Here is a 19,777-nt window from a genome sequence, read left to right as displayed (position 1 = left end):
TAAATTTGCACGCAATTATATCATAATTGCATAATGACAGCACACGAAAATAAAATTTTAGGAGAAGGTTTAACTTACGATGACGTTCTTTTAGTTCCAGCCTTCTCAGAAGTACTTCCGAGAGAAGTTAGTATTCAAACAAAATTTACTAGAAATATTACCATAAACGTACCAATTGCTTCAGCCGCAATGGATACTGTAACAGAATCTGCTTTAGCAATTGCTATTGCTAGAGAAGGTGGTATTGGAGTTTTACATAAAAATATGACTATTGAGCAACAAGCAAAAGAAGTTAGAAAAGTAAAACGTGCTGAGAGTGGTATGATTTTAGATCCAGTTACATTGCCTTTAACAGCCACTGTTTTAGATGCGAAAGCATATATGAGAGAGCATAGTATTGGAGGAATTCCGATTGTTGATGAGCATGGTACTTTAAAAGGAATTGTAACCAATAGAGATTTACGTTTTGAACATAATGGGAAAAGACCAATTGTAGACGTAATGACTAGTGAAAACTTAGTTACTGCTGATGTTGGAACTTCTTTAGATGATGCTGAAAAAATTCTTCAAAATTATAAAATTGAAAAACTTTTAATTGTTGATGAAAACTATAAATTAAAAGGGCTAATTACATTTAGAGACATAACTAAAGTAACACAAAAACCAATTGCAAATAAAGATTCTTACGGAAGATTAAGAGTTGCAGCTGCTTTAGGAGTTACCGGAGATGCTGTAGATAGAGCAGAGGCTTTAGTAATTGCTGGAGTAGATGCTGTAATTATTGATACTGCTCACGGACATACAAAAGGGGTAGTTAACGTATTAAAAGAAGTAAAAACAAAATTTCCAGAATTAGAGGTTGTGGTTGGAAATATTGCAACTGGAGCTGCTGCAAAATATTTGGTAGAAGCTGGTGCAGATGCTGTAAAAGTTGGTATTGGTCCAGGTTCTATTTGTACAACTCGAGTTGTTGCTGGTGTTGGTTTTCCTCAGTTTTCTGCAGTTTTAGAAGTTGCTGCAGCAATAAAAGGTAGCGGAGTACCTGTAATTGCTGATGGTGGAATTCGATATACAGGAGATATTCCAAAAGCAATTGCTGCAGGTGCAGATTCTGTAATGTTAGGTTCTTTGTTAGCCGGAACAAAAGAATCTCCAGGAGAAACAATTATTTACGAAGGAAGAAAGTTTAAATCTTATCGAGGAATGGGTTCTGTAGAAGCCATGAAAAAAGGTTCTAAAGATCGTTACTTCCAAGATGTAGAAGACGATATTAAAAAGTTAGTTCCAGAAGGAATAGTTGGTAGAGTTCCCTATAAAGGTGAATTAGCAGAAAGTATCCATCAGTTTGTTGGAGGTTTACGTGCTGGTATGGGATATTGTGGTGCTAAAGATGTAGAAACTCTTAAAGAAACAGGGCAATTTGTTAGAATTACTGCTAGCGGAATTAATGAAAGTCATCCTCATGATGTAGCCATTACAAAAGAAGCTCCGAATTATAGTAGAAGGTAAGTATAGTTTTATATAAACGAAATAGAAACTCAAGAAATTCGATTCTTGAGTTTTTTTTTACAAATATTTTTGACTTTTAATCATTTCCTCAACTTCAAACTTTATAATTGATTTAAGATAAGTAATAAAAAAAACCTCGCAATTAGCGAGGTTTTTTTATAAATAATTGAAGGTTAATTTTTCAATTTTTTCTTAAACTTATCAAAGTTATCTGACTCTTTTTTAGGCCAACTGTTGTTAGATGTATCTACATCTGCAGTTTCTAAATCTGGATCTACTTTAATACTTATAATTTCTTGGGAAGAAGCAAATACTCTTTTTACAGAATTATCATTTTTCATCCATATTTGTGCAGGAAAAGTTTGTCTTTCTTTAGAACCATCCGCATAAGTTAATTCTACAATAATAGGCATTACTAAACCTCCAGGTTTATCGAATTCTACTTGATAAATGTAAGCAGGCACTTTTTTACCGTCTGCATATTTATCCATTGCCTTAGTGTTGGCATCTTCTTTTTTATCGGTGATATAAACTAAATCACCTAAATTATCGAAATATTGTTTGTATTGTTCTTTTAATCGTTTAACTCTTTCGTTTGGCTTATCAGTTAAATACAAAGGTTTTACAGATTTAATTCCGATATCAGTTACATCTGTAGTGTAAAACCATCCTCTCCAAAACCAATCTAAATCCATTCCAGAAGCATCTTCCATTGATCTAAAGAAATCCGCAGGAGTAGGGTGTTTAAACATCCAGCGTTTAGAATAGGTTCTAAAAGCATGGTCAAATAATTCAGGCCCCATGATAGTTTGTCGTAACATATATAAACCAGCTGCAGGTTTAGTATAAGCATTTGGTCCAAATTGTTTAACATAATCTCCTTGAGACATAATTGGAGAGATATTACTTTGGTCTCCGCCCATATAACGTACTATATCTTTAGGTAAATTACCAGTATTAAAGTTTGGGTCGTAATCTAATTCTGCTAAGATTTCTACAAAAGAGTTTAAACCTTCATCCATCCATGTCCATTGTCTTTCATCAGAATTTACTATCATAGGGAAAAAGTTATGACCAACTTCGTGAGTAATTACACCAATCATTCCATTTTTAACTCTATCAGAATATGTTCCGTCAGGATTAGGTCTTCCGTAATTAAAACAAATCATTGGATATTCCATACCTTGATTTTTAGCATGAACTGAAATAGCTTTAGAATAAGGGTAATCGAAAGTTAATTTAGAATATTCTTCTAAAGTATTTGCAACTACTCTTGTAGAGTGTTCTTCCCACAAAGGATTTCCTTCTTTTGGATACATAGAAACTGCCATAACAGTTTTTCCATTAATGTTTACAGCCATCGCATCCCAAATGTATTTTCTAGATGAAGCCCAAGCAAAATCTCTAACACTTTTAGCTTTAAATTTCCAAGTCTTAGTTTTATTTGAACGCTCTTTTTCTGCTTTTTCAGCTTCTTTTTGAGTAACAATAAATACTGGGTCTTTAAAAGATTTTCTAGCTTTTTCCCAACGTTTACGTTGTGTTTTAGTTAAAACATCTTTTTCATTTTGCAATTCTCCTGTGGCATCTAATATATGATCAGCAGGTACAGTAATATTTACTTCGTAATCTCCAAATTCTAATGCCCATTCAGAACGTCCCCAGAATTGCATATTTTGCCATCCTTCTACATTGTTGTAAACTGCTAATCTTGGGAAAAATTGGGCTATTGTATAATTATTATTTCCATCAGGAAAATCTTCGAATCCTGAGCGTCCGCCATCTCTAACAGAGTTGTTTACTTTATAGTTCCATTTAATTCTAAATTTAAAAGTATCTCCTGGAGCTAATGCCTTGGGTAGATTTACGCGCATCATAGTTCTATTTATAAAGTGCGATAAGGGTTTTCCATCTGCCTCTACAGTTTCTATATTAAAACCGAAACCATTTTTCTGCTTCATGTAAGAATTTTTAAAACTTTTAGGAGTTAAAAAAGCAGATGCTCCAGTAGATTTTGCTAATGGAGTTTTAGAATCATCTGCTCTCATATTTTGATCTAATTGCACCCATAAATATTCTAAATTATCTTTAGAATTGTTATGATAAGTAATTTTCTCATCGCCATAAATATGATTAGTAGCTTCGTCTAAACGAATATCCATTATATAATCAACCTTTTGTTGAGAGTATTGATGGCCAGGTGCTCCAGAGGCTGTATGTTGGTCATTAGGTGTCGCCAAAACATCTTTCATTTGTCTGAATTTGTTTTGATCAATGTGCCCTTTTTGAGTTTTCTTTTTCTCTTTTTTCTCCTGAGCAAAAGTAGCAGTTGCAACGAAGAAGAAAGAAAATAAAATTAAGGATAATTTTTTCATTTGATTTGAATTGTTTAAAATGTGGTGTAAATTAAGAATAACAATGCTAATAGGTTAAAAAAGGTTAAAGTTTTAACAAATCTTTATAAAAAAAGGAGATATGCAATCATATCTCCTCTAGATGATTATTAAAAATTAAAAAGCTTAATTCTTAATCTTTGCTTTAAACTTATCGAATTTATCTTTTTGCTGGATAGGGAAATTATTATTTGTTACATCTACATCTGCAGTTTCTAAATCAGGATCTATGGTAATATTGGTAATTTGTTTTGTTGATGAAAAAACTTTTGTAACCTCTTTGTCGTTATATCTCCAAATTTGAGCAGGATAAGTTTTTCTTTCTTTAGTGCCATCTTTATAAGTAAATTCTACGATAATTGGCATAACTAATCCACCAGGCTTGTTGTAAGTAATTTCATACAAATACTTATTATGCTCTTTTGAAAAACCTAAACCTTCTGAAGTATCTTCGATAAAATCTACCGCGTTTTCACCTTTTATAGTAGAGAATTTTTTTACTCCTTTTATACCGATATCGGTAACATCTGTGGTATAAAACCAACCTCTCCAAAACCAATCTAAATCGATACCAGATGCATCTTCCATTGTTCTAAAGAAATCAGCTGGAGTAGGGTGTTTAAATTTCCATCTTTGCGAATATGTTTTAAACGCGTGGTCAAATAACTCTTTACCCATAATAGTTTCTCTTAAAATCCAAAGTGCTGTGGCTGGTTTACCATATGCGTTTGAACCAAAACTATAAACGTTATCGCCTTTAGACATTATTGGAGCAATTCTAGATTGGTCTCCAGACATATACCTAACAATATTTTTAGGATATCCTCTTACAATTGGAAAATCTTTATCATAATCTAATTCAGCTAACATTTCCATATAAGAGTTTAACCCTTCATCCATCCATGTCCATTGTCTTTCATCAGAATTAACAATCATTGGAAAAAAATTATGTCCTACTTCATGAATGGTAACTTTTATCATCCTGTATTTCATTCTATCTGAATATCCACCATTGGCTAAATCTGGTCTTCCAGGGTTAAAACAAATCTGAGGGTATTCCATTCCCATTTGACCATCAACAGAAATGGCTTTGTGGTAAGGGTAATCAAATGTGTATTTAGAATACGTTTTTAAAGTTTGCGCCACAGCTCTTGTAGAATGGTCTCCGTATAAAGGGTTTGCTTCTTTAGAATATAAAGAGTAGGCCATTACATTTTTACCATTTATATCTACTGCCATAGCATCCCATATAAATTTTCTAGAGGTTGCAAATGCATAATCTCTAACATTTTCAGCATAAAACTTCCAAGTTTTAGTTTTTTTAGAACGTGATTTTTCAAACTTTTCTGCTTCTTCTTGGGTTCTAATAATAATTGGCTTATCAAAAGTTTTTCTTGCAGTTTCTAATCTTTTTCTTTCTTTTCTGGATAATACTTCTTTTTCGTTTTGTAAAATTCCTGTAGCGCCTAACATATGGTCTGCTGGGACAGTTATGTTTACCTTAAAATCTCCAAATTCTAATGCAAATTCACTTCTTCCCCAAAATTGATCGTTTTGCCAACCTTCTACATTATCATAGACACACATTCTTGGATAAAACTGAGCAATAACATAGTTGTTATTTCCATCTTTTGGAAAATGTTCGTAACCAGACCTTCCTCCTTGGGTTCTGTGGTTGTTAATATTATACCACCATGAAATGTTAAATTTAAAGGTATCTCCAGATGCCAATGGTTTTGGTAAATTAACGCGCATCATGGTTTGGTTTATAGTATGTGATAAATTACTACCATCTACATTTGTTACGCTCATAATTTTAAAACCGCCATCAAATTTCTTTTCTGGATAATTTCTGTGGTACCATCTATTTGGTAATCTTCTGGGTACTTTCCCAGAACTAATGTCTGGTGTTTTAGAGTCTAGTGCTCTCATATTTTGGTCTAGTTGTACCCATAAATAAGACAAATCATCAGTAGAGTTATTATGGTACGTGATGGTTTCTGTGCCTGTAATTCTAGTGTTATCATCATCTAAAGTAATATCCATTACATAATCTACTTTTTGTTGAGTGTAATTTTTACCAGGTGCACCAGAAGCAGTTCTTTGAGAGTTAGGTGTAGGTAATTCTTGTTTTAACTGCCTAAATTTGTTTTGATTTGTGTGACCTTGTTTGGCTTTTTGAGCAAAACCAACAAAGACAAAAGCAAAGACAAAAGTTGTAACTGAAAGTTTTTTCATAATTTGAAGTTCATTAATTTTAATAGTTTAAGGTACTTTGATAATCCTTTTTGGTAAGTAATACGCTTTTATGTACATCACCAATTTTAGATTTTATTAAGTTCTCTTGTTCAGGAAAATGATGTGTTAGTATTTTGTTAGATACATGAATGTTTTTTACACTCTCTATATTTTCAATCTCTAAATAAAAAAAGACCAAGTCTCCATCGTATTCTTTACCGATGTAATTATATTCTTTGGCTACTCCATCTATTTTAAAATGTAGCTTATCTTTTAAATATTTTTCAAAATAGAAGTCATTGTTCTTTAATTCTTTTTTTGTAGTTAGTTGTAAATCTATCTTATAGTCTTTGTTAAGCGCTGTTTCAATATCATCCATAAAAACATTAATAATTATTTGAACTGCTTTTACTTTTGGTTTAAATTTTATTTGTGTTAAACTCAAATAATATTTGTGACTAGAGAAAGATAATGTAGAAACTATAAAAAGGAAGAATACTATTTTAGGTGTTTTCATAGAAGGATAAAACCAATTATTGAGCCAAATTACTCTTTTTTAATTATATTTAGGTAAGAGATACTTTCTCTACGGAGTATCTTAATGACTTCTAAAATTCGTCCTTTATGATGTAAGTTTTCAATCTCAAAAGGGTTGCAATAATCTAAGAAGTGAAAATATTTTTCTACAGGAATTTTAAGCTTTTTAAAGAAAAAATCTTCTCCTAACTCATTCATGATTTTATAAGGAAACGCTTTTTTTATTTCAAGTTCTCTTCTTAATTTCCAAAGTTTTTCTGAATATTTAAAGGCAAAATACGCAGAACCCCCAACGCCTACAAAATTACGAGTTGGATCAGTATTATTAATATTTGGACGAACTCTTTTGTCTATATAGTCATCCTCCTCAACTATTTTCATATTCACATTAGAGAAATCCATTGCAGCTCTTAAAAGTGAATCTTTTCTGTTTTTTGGTACACTTTTAGAATCAATCCCTAATCGTCCAGATAAATTGTTTCTTCGGAGTTCAAATTCTTCTAGGGTATAAATCACTAATTCTAAAGGAATGGTAATGATTTTATTTTGATAATTGTAAGAATTAACAACTAATGTTTTTGTTTTGTGTTGGATAGAAGAAATTCTTAAAGAATCTCCCACATTAGCATAAATTTCAAAATAACCTAAGTCTGATGTAAAAGTTCCTTGATTGGATTTTATATTTACAATATTAGCATTTCTTACAACGCCAATTGAATCTATTACTTTTCCTTTCAGCAATACTTTTTTGCTTTGAGAAAAGGTAATTGAAGAAGTTAAAAGAATGAAGAAAAGTAATTTTTTTACCATAAAAATATTTAACTAAAACAAATTTCGTGATATAATTTATGAAAAAATACTTAATATTATGTAAACTTATGTTAAAATCATATTTTAAATAATAATTTTAGTTTTTAAAAAGTAATTTTTTAGGATACTTTTTTCATTTTGAAATCAATCAATAAATTGACTTTTAATTTAAGCTTGTATCTAAATTCAATCGTATTTTAGAAAAAGTAAGGCAATACCTAAAAAATGAAGTAAAAGATTATTAAACTTGTTAAAGACTAAATTACTTTGAATCTTTTTTTCTAATACTTTTGTGATAAGTAATACTTTTGTCTTCTAGTATTTGTATTACTTCTAAAAGTCGTCCATTGTAATATAGTTTTTCAATTTCTAAGAGATTACAATATGCTAAAAAATGTTGATACTTATCTTTTGGGATTTTTAGATTTTTAAAAAAATATGCTTCTCCTAATTCGTCCATAATTTTCTTCTGAAAATTTGTATTGTAAAGCTTTTTTTCTTTGTTTATTCTAGAACGCTTAGACTTTATAGAGGAAAATAATGCCATAAAATTAAAACCTTCAAATTTAGTATTCGGATCTACTCTTACTTTTGGCGGCGTTGCTCTAACATTTTCATCAATTCTAATATCTATATGATTAAAATTAATGTTAGAAAAATCCATAGTAAGTTTTAATATTGAATCCTTTTTACGCTTTGGTACAGATTTCAAATCTATACTTAATCTACCAGTTAAATTATGCTTTTTAAGATCAAAAGAATCTAAAGTATAAGTTTTCAACTCTAATTGAATGAGAAGAATTTTATTATGATAATTTAACTGACCAATTCTTACAATTTTTGTCTGATGCTGAATAGTTGAAATTTGTAATGAATCGCCTTGAGAAGCATATATTTCAAAAGTTCCAATATTAGAAGAAGAAGTTCCTTGGTTGCTATTAATATTAATGATATTTGCATCTTTTACGATACCTAATGAATCTATTAACTTTCCTTTTATCTGTATATTTCTTTCTTGAGAAGATGTAGAAAACGATAATAAGAGAAAAATAATACCTATTATTCTTATCATACAATAGTTTTGATGTAAATTACATATGAATTTATGTGTTGACTATAATATTTCGAAAGCATATTTAGAAATTTAGGTCTATTTTTTTTACAAAGAAAAATAATAATCATGCTAAAATTCTACCAAAAGAATTGTAAAATGTTGTTAAGATTTTTAAACGAATTTTAATTGTTAAAGCGAATTGTTCTATTTTTGATTTCATGAAGAAAATGATTATTGCTAGCACATCTACAATTCATGGAAGTGATTATTTAGAATATTTATTTCCAACTTTAAAAATTCATTTTAAAGAAGTTAAAACATTGCTTTTTATCCCTTATGCAAGACCAAGTGGTATTTCTTATGATGAATACACAACAATTGCAAAAAAAGGTTTTTCAAAAATTAATATTGATGTAAAAGGGATTCATGAATATGATAATTCTACTGATGCTATTAAAAATGCAGAAGCTATTTTTACAGGTGGCGGAAATACTTTTGAATTGGTAAATCAGTTGTATAAAAATGATGTATTGCAAATATTGAAAGAAACTATAGATATTGGTACTCCTTATTTAGGGACTAGTGCTGGAAGTAATATTTGTGGAGTATCAATGATGAATACTAATGATATGCCAATTGTATATCCGCCTAGTTTTACAACAATGTGTTGTATTCCTTTTAATATTAATGCACACTATTTAGACCCAATAAAAGATTCTAAACATATGGGAGAAACCCGTGAAACTAGAATTAAAGAGTATCATGTTTTTAATAACACACCAGTATTAGGGTTACGAGAAGGAAGTTGGTTAGAAGTTACCCATAATAAAGTTGTTTTAAAGGGAAAACACACCGCTCGTTTATTTTTACAAAATCAAAAACCAGTAGAATTAAAAAGTGGAGTAGAAGTAGCTCTTTAGAATTTTCTATAAAATAATCAGATTTCCCTTTTTCTAAAATCTCTTGAATAGGTTTTATTTAAATTTTTAATAACGAATAAAATTAATAATTTACATAGTCAACAATTTCTAAACCATAACCAATAATACCTACACGTTTTGTTTGTTGTGAATTTGTGATCAATTTTAATTTACTAATATTTAAATCATGTAAAATCTGTGCTCCAATTCCAAAATCTTTGGCGTCCATTTTAATTTCTGGAGCTTTAATATTTCCATTTTCTTGATTTTCTTTTAAAATAGAGAGTCTGCTTAGTAAATTTTGAGATTGATTTTGTTGATTTACAAATATAATAGCACCTTTTCCTTGGTCATTAATTACTTGAAACATTTGATCTAATTTTTGATCAGCATTATTAGTAAGTGTTCCTAAAATATCATTATTAACTAAAGTTGAATTTACTCTGGTTAAAACACTTTCTTCTCTAGACCAAGAACCTTTTGTTAATGCTAAATGTATTTGTTTATTAGTGGTTTGTTGATAAGCTCTTAACCTAAACTCTCCAAAACGAGTAATAATATTAAAATCTTCTTTCTTTTCGATTAAAGAATCGTGCTCCATTCTATAAGCTACAAGGTCTGCTATAGATACAATTTTAATATCAAACTTTTTAGCAACTTTTAAGAGCTCTGGTAAACGAGCCATGGTTCCATCTTCGTTCATTATTTCTACAATAAGACCAGCTGGTTCGAGACCAGCTAAACGAGCAAAATCTATAGCAGCTTCTGTATGTCCAGTTCTTCTTAAAACACCACCTTCTTTTGCTCTTAACGGAAAAATATGACCTGGTCTTGCCAAATCAAAAGGTTTTGTTCCTTTTTCAATTAGGGCTTTTACAGTTAACGCTCTGTCAGAGGCAGAAATTCCAGTTGTTACACCTTTTCCACGTAAATCTACAGATACTGTAAAAGCAGTTTCCATTGGGTCTGTATTATTATTCACCATCATGCCTAACTCCAACTCCTTGCACCTACCTTCTGTTAAAGGGGCGCAAATAAGACCTCTTCCATGAGTTGCCATGAAATTAATCATTTCTGGAGTTACCTTTTCAGCAGCAGCAAGAAAATCACCTTCATTTTCACGATTTTCATCGTCAACAACAATGATAACTTTACCATTTTTTATATCTGTTATGGCATCAGCTATAAGATCTAATTGTATCTTATTTTTATGAATTTTTGAGGTCATAAATTTAGTCTTCTTTTCTTTTGAAGATTTTTTTAAAAAAGTTTGTTATCGGTAGCACAATGGCATCTGTATTAAATATTCCTTTGTCTTTTGTTGCTCTAATAGTTAATAAAATACCTATAGGAGCCATAATTATTACAGCAATCCAAGAACCTAAAAGAGCTGTTATAGAACTTTCTTCTGCTAAATTTTTTCCAAATGTATTACTAAAAAAATAAACTACATAAATAGCAATGGCAAGAATCATTGGTAAACCAAAACCGCCTTTTCTTATAATAGAACCCAAAGGAGCTCCAATGAAAAACAATATTAAACAAGACAGTGAAAATGCAAACCGATTGTAATATTCTGTATCAAAGAAATTTAAAGTTTTACGTCGATACTTTATGGTATCGATGTTATTATTTATAGAGCTTAACGCTCTGCTAGATTTTGATGTAGCAGAATTTAAAACTGCTATTTTTTCGTTTAAAATAAAGTTGTCTAGAATTTCTGATTCAAGATTTTTTTTGATTAATGAATCTGGATATTTATATAATTTCTTGGCATTAGTACTTGCATAAATATTTTTAGTTCTAAGACGTAAGACTTCATCATAACTACTCTTAATGTGTGGAATAGTATCTTTTATTTGCTGCATACTCAGCATTCTGTAATTGTCAGTTACTCGAACTTCATCTAAATTTTGTCCTGTAATAGAAGAAATATCGATATTAAATTCGTATTCTTTAAATTTAGCATTTGAGGCTGCCATTTTCTTTCTTTTTGCTAAAGTTCTAGCAGACTTAACATGTTCTTCAAAATAATAACCATCGTATAGAATAAGTGTCATATAACGGCTTCCTTCTTCAGATACTATTTTTCCTCTTTCAGCAGTAATTACTTTTTGATTTCCTTTTTTATCAGATAAATCATAAATAAGTACTTTTTTTAATAAATTTTCTTCTTCACCATATTTTTCCTCAAATTTAATTTGATATCCGGGTATATCACTATTAAAACTTCCAGGTACAAGGGCTAAAGCAGGTTTTTTCTTTTTTATATTGCTATATAAATTGGCTTGCTTTAATGTAGCATATGGAAATATATTATTCAAGAACAAGAAGTTTACACCACTTAAAACAATGGTGAGAATAATTAACGGTCTTACTAATCTTGGTAATGATATTCCAGCTGATTTAGCAGCTGCAAATTCATAATTTTCACCTAAACTACCTAGTGCCATAATTGAAGATAATAATACAGCTATTGGTAATGCTTGAGCAGTAATGATTAAGGCGGTATAGTATAGAAATTTTAGAATAAAAGGTAGGCTAATACCTTTACCAGCAATGTTTTCAAAAGTTTGCCATAATACTTGCATAACCAATACAAATAGCACAATTAAAAATGTTGCTATAAATGGTCTAAAGAATGTTTTTAAGATGTATTTATCTAAAATTTTCATTAAAAACAAAAGTAGCTTCTAATCTATTAAAAAGCTACTAATTTTCTGTTAATTGGTAAAAAGTTTAATCTATGGTGTATTTAAGTTTCTTATATTTTTCAATCTCAAGAGAAAAAAAAGTATCAGATATAGATTGATTACTCTTAAAACCGGTAATGGTAAACGTTGTTTTTGAACCATTAGAGCCAACTTGAATTAATTTATAAATATGTTTGGTTTTTGCATCTATAGCTAATTCTACTTTAATAATATCTGATGAACTATCAATAGGATTTAATGTAACAAATTGAACTTTTTTACCTTTTAAATTCTTTAATTTACCCATTTGAAAAGTATAACCCTCTTTGTAAAAAGTTAATAGTTTAGAAGGGTAAATAAATCCATCATCACCACTCATGTCTCCATCAGTAATAGAAATTTCTTTTTCTTCTTTATTAATCACATAAAGTTTCTTGCCGTCGAAGATAAAGTTGTTTCCTAAATAATTTAGATGGTATTTTTCTCCTTGCAATGTAATTTCTCCTCTAATTGGAGGTTCATCACCTTCTTTAATCCCAGCATCTTCATTACTTAAGGTCTGGCTGAAACTAATATGCATATTTTTATAAGCCCCCATTTTGGTGGAAACTTCATCTAATAATGATTTAGCTTTAGCAGAGTTTTGAGAAAAACTTGCGGTTGATATAAATAAACTTAAAATTAAAATTCCAATTTTCTTCATATTTCTAATCTTGTAATCTCGTTTTATCGAGTTTCTATATATTCTTTTCGTTTTCTAATAATTGTTCTAATGCTATTAAATCAGGAACTAAAACTTGTCGAGCTTTACTACCTTCAAAACCACCGACAATACCGGCTGCTTCTAGTTGATCAATTAATCTACCCGCTCTATTATATCCTAATTTTAATTTTCTTTGTAACAAAGATGCAGAACCTTGTTGCGCCGTAACAATAATTTCTGCAGCTTCTTTAAAGAGTTTATCCCTGTCTTCAATATCAATATCAATACTTGTGCCACTTTCATCATCTATATACTCTGGTAACTGATAAGCTTCGGTATATGCTTTTTGTGAGCCAATAAAATCAGTTATTTTTTCAACTTCAGGAGTATCAACAAAAGCACATTGTATTCTTGTAATATCGTTTCCTCCAGAATATAATAAATCTCCTCTACCAATTAATTGGTCTGCTCCAGGTGCATCTAAGATGGTTCTTGAATCAATTTTTGAAGTTACTCGAAATGCAATTCTTGATGGAAAATTGGCTTTAATAATACCTGTTATTACATTTACAGAAGGTCTTTGAGTTGCTACAATTAAATGAATTCCAATAGCTCTTGCTAACTGAGCAAGTCTCGCAATTGGTGTTTCTACTTCTTTACCAGCAGTCATAATTAAATCTGCAAATTCATCAATTACCAAAACAATATAGGGTAAAAATTGATGACCATCATTAGGATTTAATTTACGCTGTTTAAATTTTGCATTGTATTCTTTAATATTTCTAACCATTGCAGATTTTAATAAATCGTAACGATTATCCATTTCAATACACAAAGAATTTAAAGTAGTAACTACTTTACTAGTGTCTGTAATAATAGCTTCTTCAGTATCTGGGAGTTTGGCTAAATAATGGCGTTCTATTTTATTAAATAGAGTTAATTCTACCTTCTTGGGATCAACTAAAATGAACTTTACTTCAGCAGGATGTTTTTTATATAATAGTGATGTTAAAACTGCATTTAAACCTACTGATTTCCCTTGCCCAGTAGCTCCAGCCATTAATAAGTGAGGCATTTTAGCCAAGTCAACAACAAAAGTTTCATTAGAAATGGTTTTTCCCAAAGCTATCGGCAATTCCATCCTAGATTCTTGAAATTTCTTAGAAGAAATTGCAGAATGCATAGAAACAATAGTTGATTTTTTATTTGGAACTTCAATACCAATCGTACCTTTTCCAGGAATAGGAGCAATAATTCTAATTCCTAATGCAGATAAAGAAAGCGCAATATCATCTTCTAAATTTTTAATTTTTGAAATTCGAATTCCAGCTTCAGGAACAATCTCATATAAGGTTATTGTAGGACCAACAGTAGCTTTAATTTCAGAAATTCCAATTTTATAATTACTTAAAGTTTCTACTATTCTGTTTTTATTAGCCTCTAATTCTTCAGGATCTATAGAAATACTTTCGTTGTATTGTTTTAGGAGATTAAAAGTAGGAAACTTAAAGTTAGACAGTTCTAATGTTGGGTCAAACTCTCCGAAATCTTTTAAAATTTTATCAGATAGATTTTCTGTTACACTTTTTTCTTCTTCTATTTTTTCAATATCTATGGCTACAACTTCTTCATTTTTTCCAATTTCTGTTTTTAAAGTAGGTTCAATATGTTCTTCTACTTTTAAAGGGTATTCTGCTTTTGGTTTTTCAACTTCTGAATGTTTAGAAATGGTAGGTTTTAAATTTTCTACAGAAAGTTCAAATTCAGATTTTTCTTTTTTCTCAGATGTAGTTAAGTCGATACTTTTAGATGTTTCTTCATTTTTCTCAGTAATTTTCTCTTTACTTTTTTCAAATTCTTTGGCTTTTCTTTCTTCTCTTTTTCTTTGAATCTTTTCAAAATAAGCATCAAAAGTTACTTTATATCGGAGAACAATGTAGGTAATACATAAAAAAGCTAATAGAATAACTAATCCTGTTTTTCCTATAAAAGTTTGTGAAAACTCATTTACCTCAAAACCAATAATACCAGAAAGAAGCGCGTTTTTTTTGTGCAAAAAACCTAAAGAAATAGATAGCCATAAAGTAGCAAGTAAATTCCAATTCCAAGAGATTATAATTTTATTTAATTTCTTTTTTAACAAAATTAATGCCCCAGTTAAAAATACCTGAAAAGCGATAATAAATGCAGCTATACCAAAACTTTTATAAATAAAAAAGTGACTTAAGTTTGCACCAATTTTCCCTAAAAGATTTTTACTTCTAACAGTTTTGTCTGTTAACTTACTAATGGTACTTTGATCTTCTTGCCAATTAAAGAAAAAAGAAATAAAGGCAATACATAAAAAGATAGCAAACAAAATTAAGAACGTTCCTAAAATGGTTTGGGATTGTCTTGTTTTAAGAAATGCAAAAAAACTCGGTTTATTTTCCGAAGTATTAATTATTTTTTTTGTGCCTTGTTTGCTTTTAGCCATTAAAGTTATTGGTAGATTTTAGCAGTAAATATACATATTTACTTAGAAAAGTAATAGTATTTTAGGAATGTAAATAAAACCTGCTATAACAAGAGAGATTAATGCTGCAAAAGTTGGAATTCCAGCACCAATATCTTTAATTAATCCAATTTTTTTATGATATTCTGGATGAATAAAATCAGCAATAGCTTCTATGGCTGTATTTGCAGCTTCTGCTGTTAATACTAAGCCAATTGCTAAAAATTGTAACATCCATTCTGTATTAGAAATATTAAAGACAAAACCTAAAATGGTAGCAATTAAAGCAACACAAAGTTGCACTTTAACACTATCTTCAGTAGTTACTAGAATCCAAAGTCCTTTAAAAGCATATTTTACACTACGCAATCTACCTCTTAAAAAACTATCATTTGGATTTTTCATTCTATAATGCGTTTAAGGCAGCTTCATAATTTGGTTCATCAACAATTTCTGGAACTTGTTCTGTGTATGTTATTTTTCCGTTTTCATCAATAACTACAATAGCTCTAGAGTGTAAATGTGCTAAAGGTCCATTAGCAATTTCTAAATTATAAGATTTTCCGAAATTCCCATCGGCAAAGTCAGATAACATCTCAACGTTTTCTATTCCTTCAGCCCCACAAAAACGTTTCTGAGCAAATGGTAAGTCTTTAGAAACACATAAAACAATTGTGTTTTCTAAATCAGAAGCTTTTTTATTAAACTCTCTAACAGAAGTAGCACAAGTTCCTGTATCTACACTTGGAAATATATTTAAAATTATTTTTTTACCAAAAAAATCTGTTAAAGATTTTTGAGATAAATCAACTGTTGTTAAAGTAAAATCAGGAGCTGTAGTTCCAATTTCTGGTAAATTTCCGATAGTATTTATTGCATTTCCTTTAAGCGTAATATCTGCCATTATGATGTTGTTTAAGTGAGCATCAAAAATAACATAAAAAAGAAAAACTCTTTAACAAATAAAGAGTTTTAATTTTATTTTAAGAATTAAGAAATTTTTCTAATTAAAAATTATTTTCTTAATAATTTTTGTTCCTTTTTTCCTCAAGAAATAAATACCAGAAGCCAATTTTAAATGATATGATTCTTGTTTATTAACTTGTAATGATTTTATTAATTTTCCCTTTACAGAATATAATTCGAAAGTTGCGGGTTGATTTGTAGTAAGCGTAAGTTTTCCATCACTTGGGTTAGGAAAAGCAGTAAATGAAATACTGTTAAGTTTAGAATCATTAACTGATAAACCTGTTTGCCTATTTATTCTAAAAACTCCACCGTTATCTGTGCAAATAAATAAGAATTCTTTTATATAAGTAGCACTATTAATAATACCTCCAGAAACATTTGTTAAATTTAAATTTTCTACTGCTGCGGTTTGTAGATTTATTTTTTTCGCTGTTCCATTACCAAAAGCATAAGCAGTTAAGTCAGTATAACTCATAACTGAGGTTCTATAGTTTCCTGTTAAAATAAGAGGAAAGTATTTATCATCATCATTTCTGTGAAAATAGATACCACTAGAGGTAGTAACTATGAAATTTTGATTGTAAACTACAATGTTTTCAGTAATACCTGTTGTAAAAAGTGTAAATGTTTTTCCAAAATCTTCAGACTTATAAATTCCTTTGTTAGTAGAAGCGAATATTGCTTCAGAATTGTCTTTATAAGTTATTAAATTTAGATCATTAACCACCAAAGCATCTCCACTTATTCCAGAAGATTGTGTCCAAGTTTTTTTATCATCCGTACTATAATATATTCCATTATTTGTAGCAACAACATCATATTCAGTATTTTCATCTTCAATTTTCATCCAAGAATTTATTATTCCGCTTGGATTATTGTAGTTTACAAGAGCAGAACCATCTCCTTGAGAAAAATAAAAATCCATTTGATTTTCTCCATATACATAAAAGTAGTTTCCTCCGGCACTAGTAGAAAAAATTGGCAGTCCTTCCATTTTATTAAAATTTTTAGAAGTCAGTCTTGAGTTATTTTTCCAAGCAGTCCAATTGTCACCATTATTTACTGAGTAATAAATTCCGTGATTTTTTACGGCAGTAAAAAGAGTATCTCTAACATTAGCCACTCCAACTGTGGTTAATGCAGGTAAACCATTGCTTACTGAAGTCCATTGTGCAAAAGTTTTACAAATCATAAGCATCATAATTAATGATGCTAAAAAAGTTTTAAAAGTAATTTTTGTTTTCATAAGGTTTAGTTTTTGTTTGATATTTCAAAATTATATTATGCTGAACGCCAAAACAATACGGCATATAACGTATTTTTAATTTTATAAACTGATATTGAACAATACTAATTTGTATTTTCGCCAACAGAAAAAAACTATAATTGAATATCACTCAATACACTTCAGAATTCAAATACAATTGGCAACTAGCAGCACCAGTAATGTTAGGGATGTTGGGGCACACTTTTGTTAGTTTTATTGATAATATTATGGTGGGGCAATTAGGAACCGCAGAATTAGCAGCAGTTTCTTTAGGAAACAGTTTTATGTTTATAGCAATGTCTATTGGTATTGGTTTTTCTACAGCCATAACACCTTTAATTGCAGAAGCAGATTCTTCAAATAATTTACAACAAGCAAGATCTTCTTACAAACACGGCTTGTTTCTGTGTACCTTTTTAGGAATTATTTTGTTCTTAGGGATTTATTTTTCTAAACCGCTAATGTACTTGATGAAACAGCCTAAAGAAGTGGTGGAATTGGCAATTCCTTATTTAGATTTAGTAGCTTTTTCTTTAATACCTTTAGTGATTTTCCAAGCTATAAAACAGTTTAGTGATGGAATGTCGATGACCAAGTACCCAATGTATGCAACTTTAATTGCAAATATTATAAACGTAATTTTGAATTATGTATTAATTTTTGGGAAATTCGGATTTCCAGAAATGGGTATTGTTGGAGCTGCTTACGGAACCTTAGCTTCACGTATTGTAATGGTCATATATCTATGGACTTTATTACGTTTTAAAGAACGTTCTGCAAGAATTGTAAAGGATATAAAGTTTTTTGTATTAGATATTTTAATGATTAAAAGAATTATTAATTTAGGTTCTTTAAGTGCAATGCAAATGTTTTTTGAAGTTGCCATTTTTACAGCTGCAATTTGGTTAAGTGGCTTATTGGGTAAAAACCCACAAGCGGCAAATCAGATAGCTTTAAATTTATCTTCAATGACCTTCATGGTGGCTATGGGTTTAAGTGTGGCATCTATGATTAGAGTTGGAAATCAAAAAGGGTTACAAAACTTTAAAGAATTACGTAGAATAGCTTTTTCTATCTTTTTATTAGGGATTTTATTCGCTATTTTCTTTGCAAGTATTTTCTATTTATTCCACAAAAGTTTACCTAATATTTATGTAGATTTAAATGATACAGCCAATTATTCAGATAATATGGAAGTCCTTTCTATTGCTTCAAAATTATTGTTAGCAGCAGCATTTTTTCAAATTTCTGATAGTATTCAAGTTGTAGTTTTAGGAGCTTTACGTGGATTACAAGATGTAAAAATTCCAACTATACTCACTTTTGTGTCTTATTGGGTAATAGGTTTTCCAGTATCTTATTTTTTAGGGACTAAAGAAATGTATGGCAGCTTTGGAATTTGGCTTGGACTATTAGCTGGTTTAACTACCGCATCTATTTTATTATTTATCCGGTTTAATTTATTAACTTTAAAACTCATAAAAAAGAAAAATGAACTTACCTAAATTTTTATTAGCAGATAATAGCAATTACCCAGAAGATATCTTTGTTTTGCATACAGAATTTCCTCGTTTTATGATTAACTTAAAAGACGACGAAGTAGAGTGGTTTGAAGATTTAACAGGAGAAAAAGAAGAAGATATTGCTACTGAATTAGCTATTTTAATGGATAAAGCTGGAGAGTTTTACGATGAAGAAATGAAAAAATATGAGTAAGTTTTGTAAAATTAATATGTTTCTAAGTTGTTTTTAGGTAATTAGTCTATATACCACTCCATTATTTTTGAAAAAAATAAGATTATTGCAATTACATGCCCGGTAAAATACAAACCAATTAACTTCCAATTTACATCTTTTCGATTGATTATTAAATTAGATAAAATTATGATTATAATTGTTAGAAAAGAGAGTAGCCATATTCCAATTAAAAGATCAATTACTCCGGAATAATAGTTGTAAATATCAAGTTTTTTCGGATCAGGCTGGTTGTATTTTGGAAATCTACCCAATATTATGGTCGTATGGAAATAAAAAATGATTAGCGAAATTATATAGCCAAAAGGAGCTAATCCACTTACATGCAATCCGTTTTTCCAATAATTAACTTTCATAAGTTTTTATTTTTTAAACGATAAACATTAAGTAATAGTATAACAATTACCTTAATAATATTTTAGAAGCATAGTAAAG

17 protein-coding genes are annotated in these 19,777 nt (G+C 29.6%); 4 read left to right on the top strand and 13 right to left on the bottom strand.

Annotated features, from left to right (window positions below):
• Window positions 1-33: 33 nt before the first annotated feature.
• Window positions 34-1,509 carry an IMP dehydrogenase gene (guaB, locus tag DIS07_RS13850; RefSeq protein WP_109405851.1) on the top strand — a complete coding sequence of 492 codons (1,476 nt, stop codon included), beginning with the start codon at window positions 34-36 and terminating at the stop codon, window positions 1,507-1,509.
• Between the two features lie 173 nt (window positions 1,510-1,682).
• On the opposite strand, the gene DIS07_RS13845 is transcribed toward guaB, so the two are convergent.
• From DIS07_RS13845 to DIS07_RS13825, 5 genes are all read right to left on the bottom strand, one after another.
• Complete coding sequence (locus DIS07_RS13845; RefSeq protein WP_109405850.1) at window positions 1,683-3,884, bottom strand: M1 family metallopeptidase; 2,202 nt, start codon at window positions 3,882-3,884, stop codon at window positions 1,683-1,685.
• Between the two features lie 144 nt (window positions 3,885-4,028).
• Window positions 4,029-6,140: a M1 family metallopeptidase gene (locus tag DIS07_RS13840; protein WP_109405849.1), complete on the bottom strand. Its 2,112-nt coding sequence runs from the start codon at window positions 6,138-6,140 to the stop codon at window positions 4,029-4,031.
• Between the two features lie 19 nt (window positions 6,141-6,159).
• Window positions 6,160-6,657: a DUF6702 family protein gene (locus DIS07_RS13835; protein ID WP_235869150.1), complete on the bottom strand. Its 498-nt coding sequence runs from the start codon at window positions 6,655-6,657 to the stop codon at window positions 6,160-6,162.
• Window positions 6,658-6,686: 29 nt separating this feature from the next.
• A complete protein-coding gene (locus DIS07_RS13830; RefSeq protein ID WP_109405848.1) occupies window positions 6,687-7,487 on the bottom strand; it encodes a peptidase associated/transthyretin-like domain-containing protein in 801 nt (266 codons plus the stop codon).
• Window positions 7,488-7,749: 262 nt separating this feature from the next.
• Window positions 7,750-8,559 carry a hypothetical protein gene (locus tag DIS07_RS13825; RefSeq protein ID WP_109405847.1) on the bottom strand — a complete coding sequence of 270 codons (810 nt, stop codon included), beginning with the start codon at window positions 8,557-8,559 and terminating at the stop codon, window positions 7,750-7,752.
• 200 nt (window positions 8,560-8,759) lie between these two features.
• On the opposite strand from DIS07_RS13825, the gene pepE reads away from it, so the two are divergent.
• The gene (pepE, locus tag DIS07_RS13820; RefSeq protein ID WP_109405846.1) at window positions 8,760-9,461 is read left to right on the top strand and encodes a dipeptidase PepE; all 702 of its coding nucleotides are present in this window, start codon (window positions 8,760-8,762) and stop codon (window positions 9,459-9,461) included.
• Window positions 9,462-9,543: 82 nt separating this feature from the next.
• Here pepE and ribB read toward each other — a convergent pair whose 3' ends face one another.
• The 7 genes from ribB to DIS07_RS13785 all read right to left on the bottom strand — a co-directional run bounded on the left by ribB (window position 9,544) and on the right by DIS07_RS13785 (window position 17,566).
• Window positions 9,544-10,689, bottom strand: coding sequence for a 3,4-dihydroxy-2-butanone-4-phosphate synthase (gene ribB / locus DIS07_RS13815; RefSeq protein ID WP_109405845.1), 1,146 nt, complete (start codon window positions 10,687-10,689; stop codon window positions 9,544-9,546).
• Window positions 10,690-10,693: 4 nt separating this feature from the next.
• Window positions 10,694-12,136 carry an LptF/LptG family permease gene (locus tag DIS07_RS13810; RefSeq protein WP_109405844.1) on the bottom strand — a complete coding sequence of 481 codons (1,443 nt, stop codon included), beginning with the start codon at window positions 12,134-12,136 and terminating at the stop codon, window positions 10,694-10,696.
• A 64-nt stretch (window positions 12,137-12,200) separates the two neighbouring features.
• A complete protein-coding gene (locus DIS07_RS13805; RefSeq protein WP_109405843.1) occupies window positions 12,201-12,857 on the bottom strand; it encodes a LolA family protein in 657 nt (218 codons plus the stop codon).
• A gap of 34 nt (window positions 12,858-12,891) precedes the next feature.
• Window positions 12,892-15,333, bottom strand: a complete 2,442-nt coding sequence (locus DIS07_RS13800) for an FtsK/SpoIIIE family DNA translocase (RefSeq protein WP_109405842.1) — start codon at window positions 15,331-15,333, stop codon at window positions 12,892-12,894.
• Window positions 15,334-15,375: 42 nt separating this feature from the next.
• On the bottom strand, window positions 15,376-15,756 hold the full coding sequence (locus DIS07_RS13795; RefSeq protein ID WP_109405841.1) for a diacylglycerol kinase: 381 nt from the start codon (window positions 15,754-15,756) through the stop codon (window positions 15,376-15,378).
• 1 nt (window position 15,757) lies between these two features.
• Entirely contained in the window at window positions 15,758-16,255 is a 498-nt protein-coding gene (gene tpx / locus DIS07_RS13790; RefSeq protein ID WP_109405840.1) for a thiol peroxidase, read from the bottom strand.
• 99 nt (window positions 16,256-16,354) lie between these two features.
• Window positions 16,355-17,566 carry a T9SS type A sorting domain-containing protein gene (locus DIS07_RS13785; RefSeq protein WP_109405839.1) on the bottom strand — a complete coding sequence of 404 codons (1,212 nt, stop codon included), beginning with the start codon at window positions 17,564-17,566 and terminating at the stop codon, window positions 16,355-16,357.
• 200 nt (window positions 17,567-17,766) lie between these two features.
• Between DIS07_RS13785 and DIS07_RS13780 the strand changes: the two genes are divergently transcribed.
• A complete protein-coding gene (locus DIS07_RS13780; protein WP_109405875.1) occupies window positions 17,767-19,092 on the top strand; it encodes an MATE family efflux transporter in 1,326 nt (441 codons plus the stop codon).
• Complete coding sequence (locus DIS07_RS13775; RefSeq protein WP_109405838.1) at window positions 19,079-19,303, top strand: hypothetical protein; 225 nt, start codon at window positions 19,079-19,081, stop codon at window positions 19,301-19,303. The genes DIS07_RS13780 and DIS07_RS13775 overlap by 14 nt, the downstream gene beginning before the upstream one ends.
• A gap of 41 nt (window positions 19,304-19,344) precedes the next feature.
• Here DIS07_RS13775 and DIS07_RS13770 read toward each other — a convergent pair whose 3' ends face one another.
• On the bottom strand, window positions 19,345-19,698 hold the full coding sequence (locus tag DIS07_RS13770) for a hypothetical protein (protein ID WP_109405837.1): 354 nt from the start codon (window positions 19,696-19,698) through the stop codon (window positions 19,345-19,347).
• Between the last annotated feature and the right edge of the window lie 79 nt (window positions 19,699-19,777).

Origin of the sequence: Polaribacter aquimarinus (assembly GCF_003129485.1) — a bacterium.
GTDB classification, from domain to species: domain Bacteria; phylum Bacteroidota; class Bacteroidia; order Flavobacteriales; family Flavobacteriaceae; genus Polaribacter; species Polaribacter aquimarinus.
This window is presented reverse-complemented; position numbering and strand designations above follow the sequence as displayed.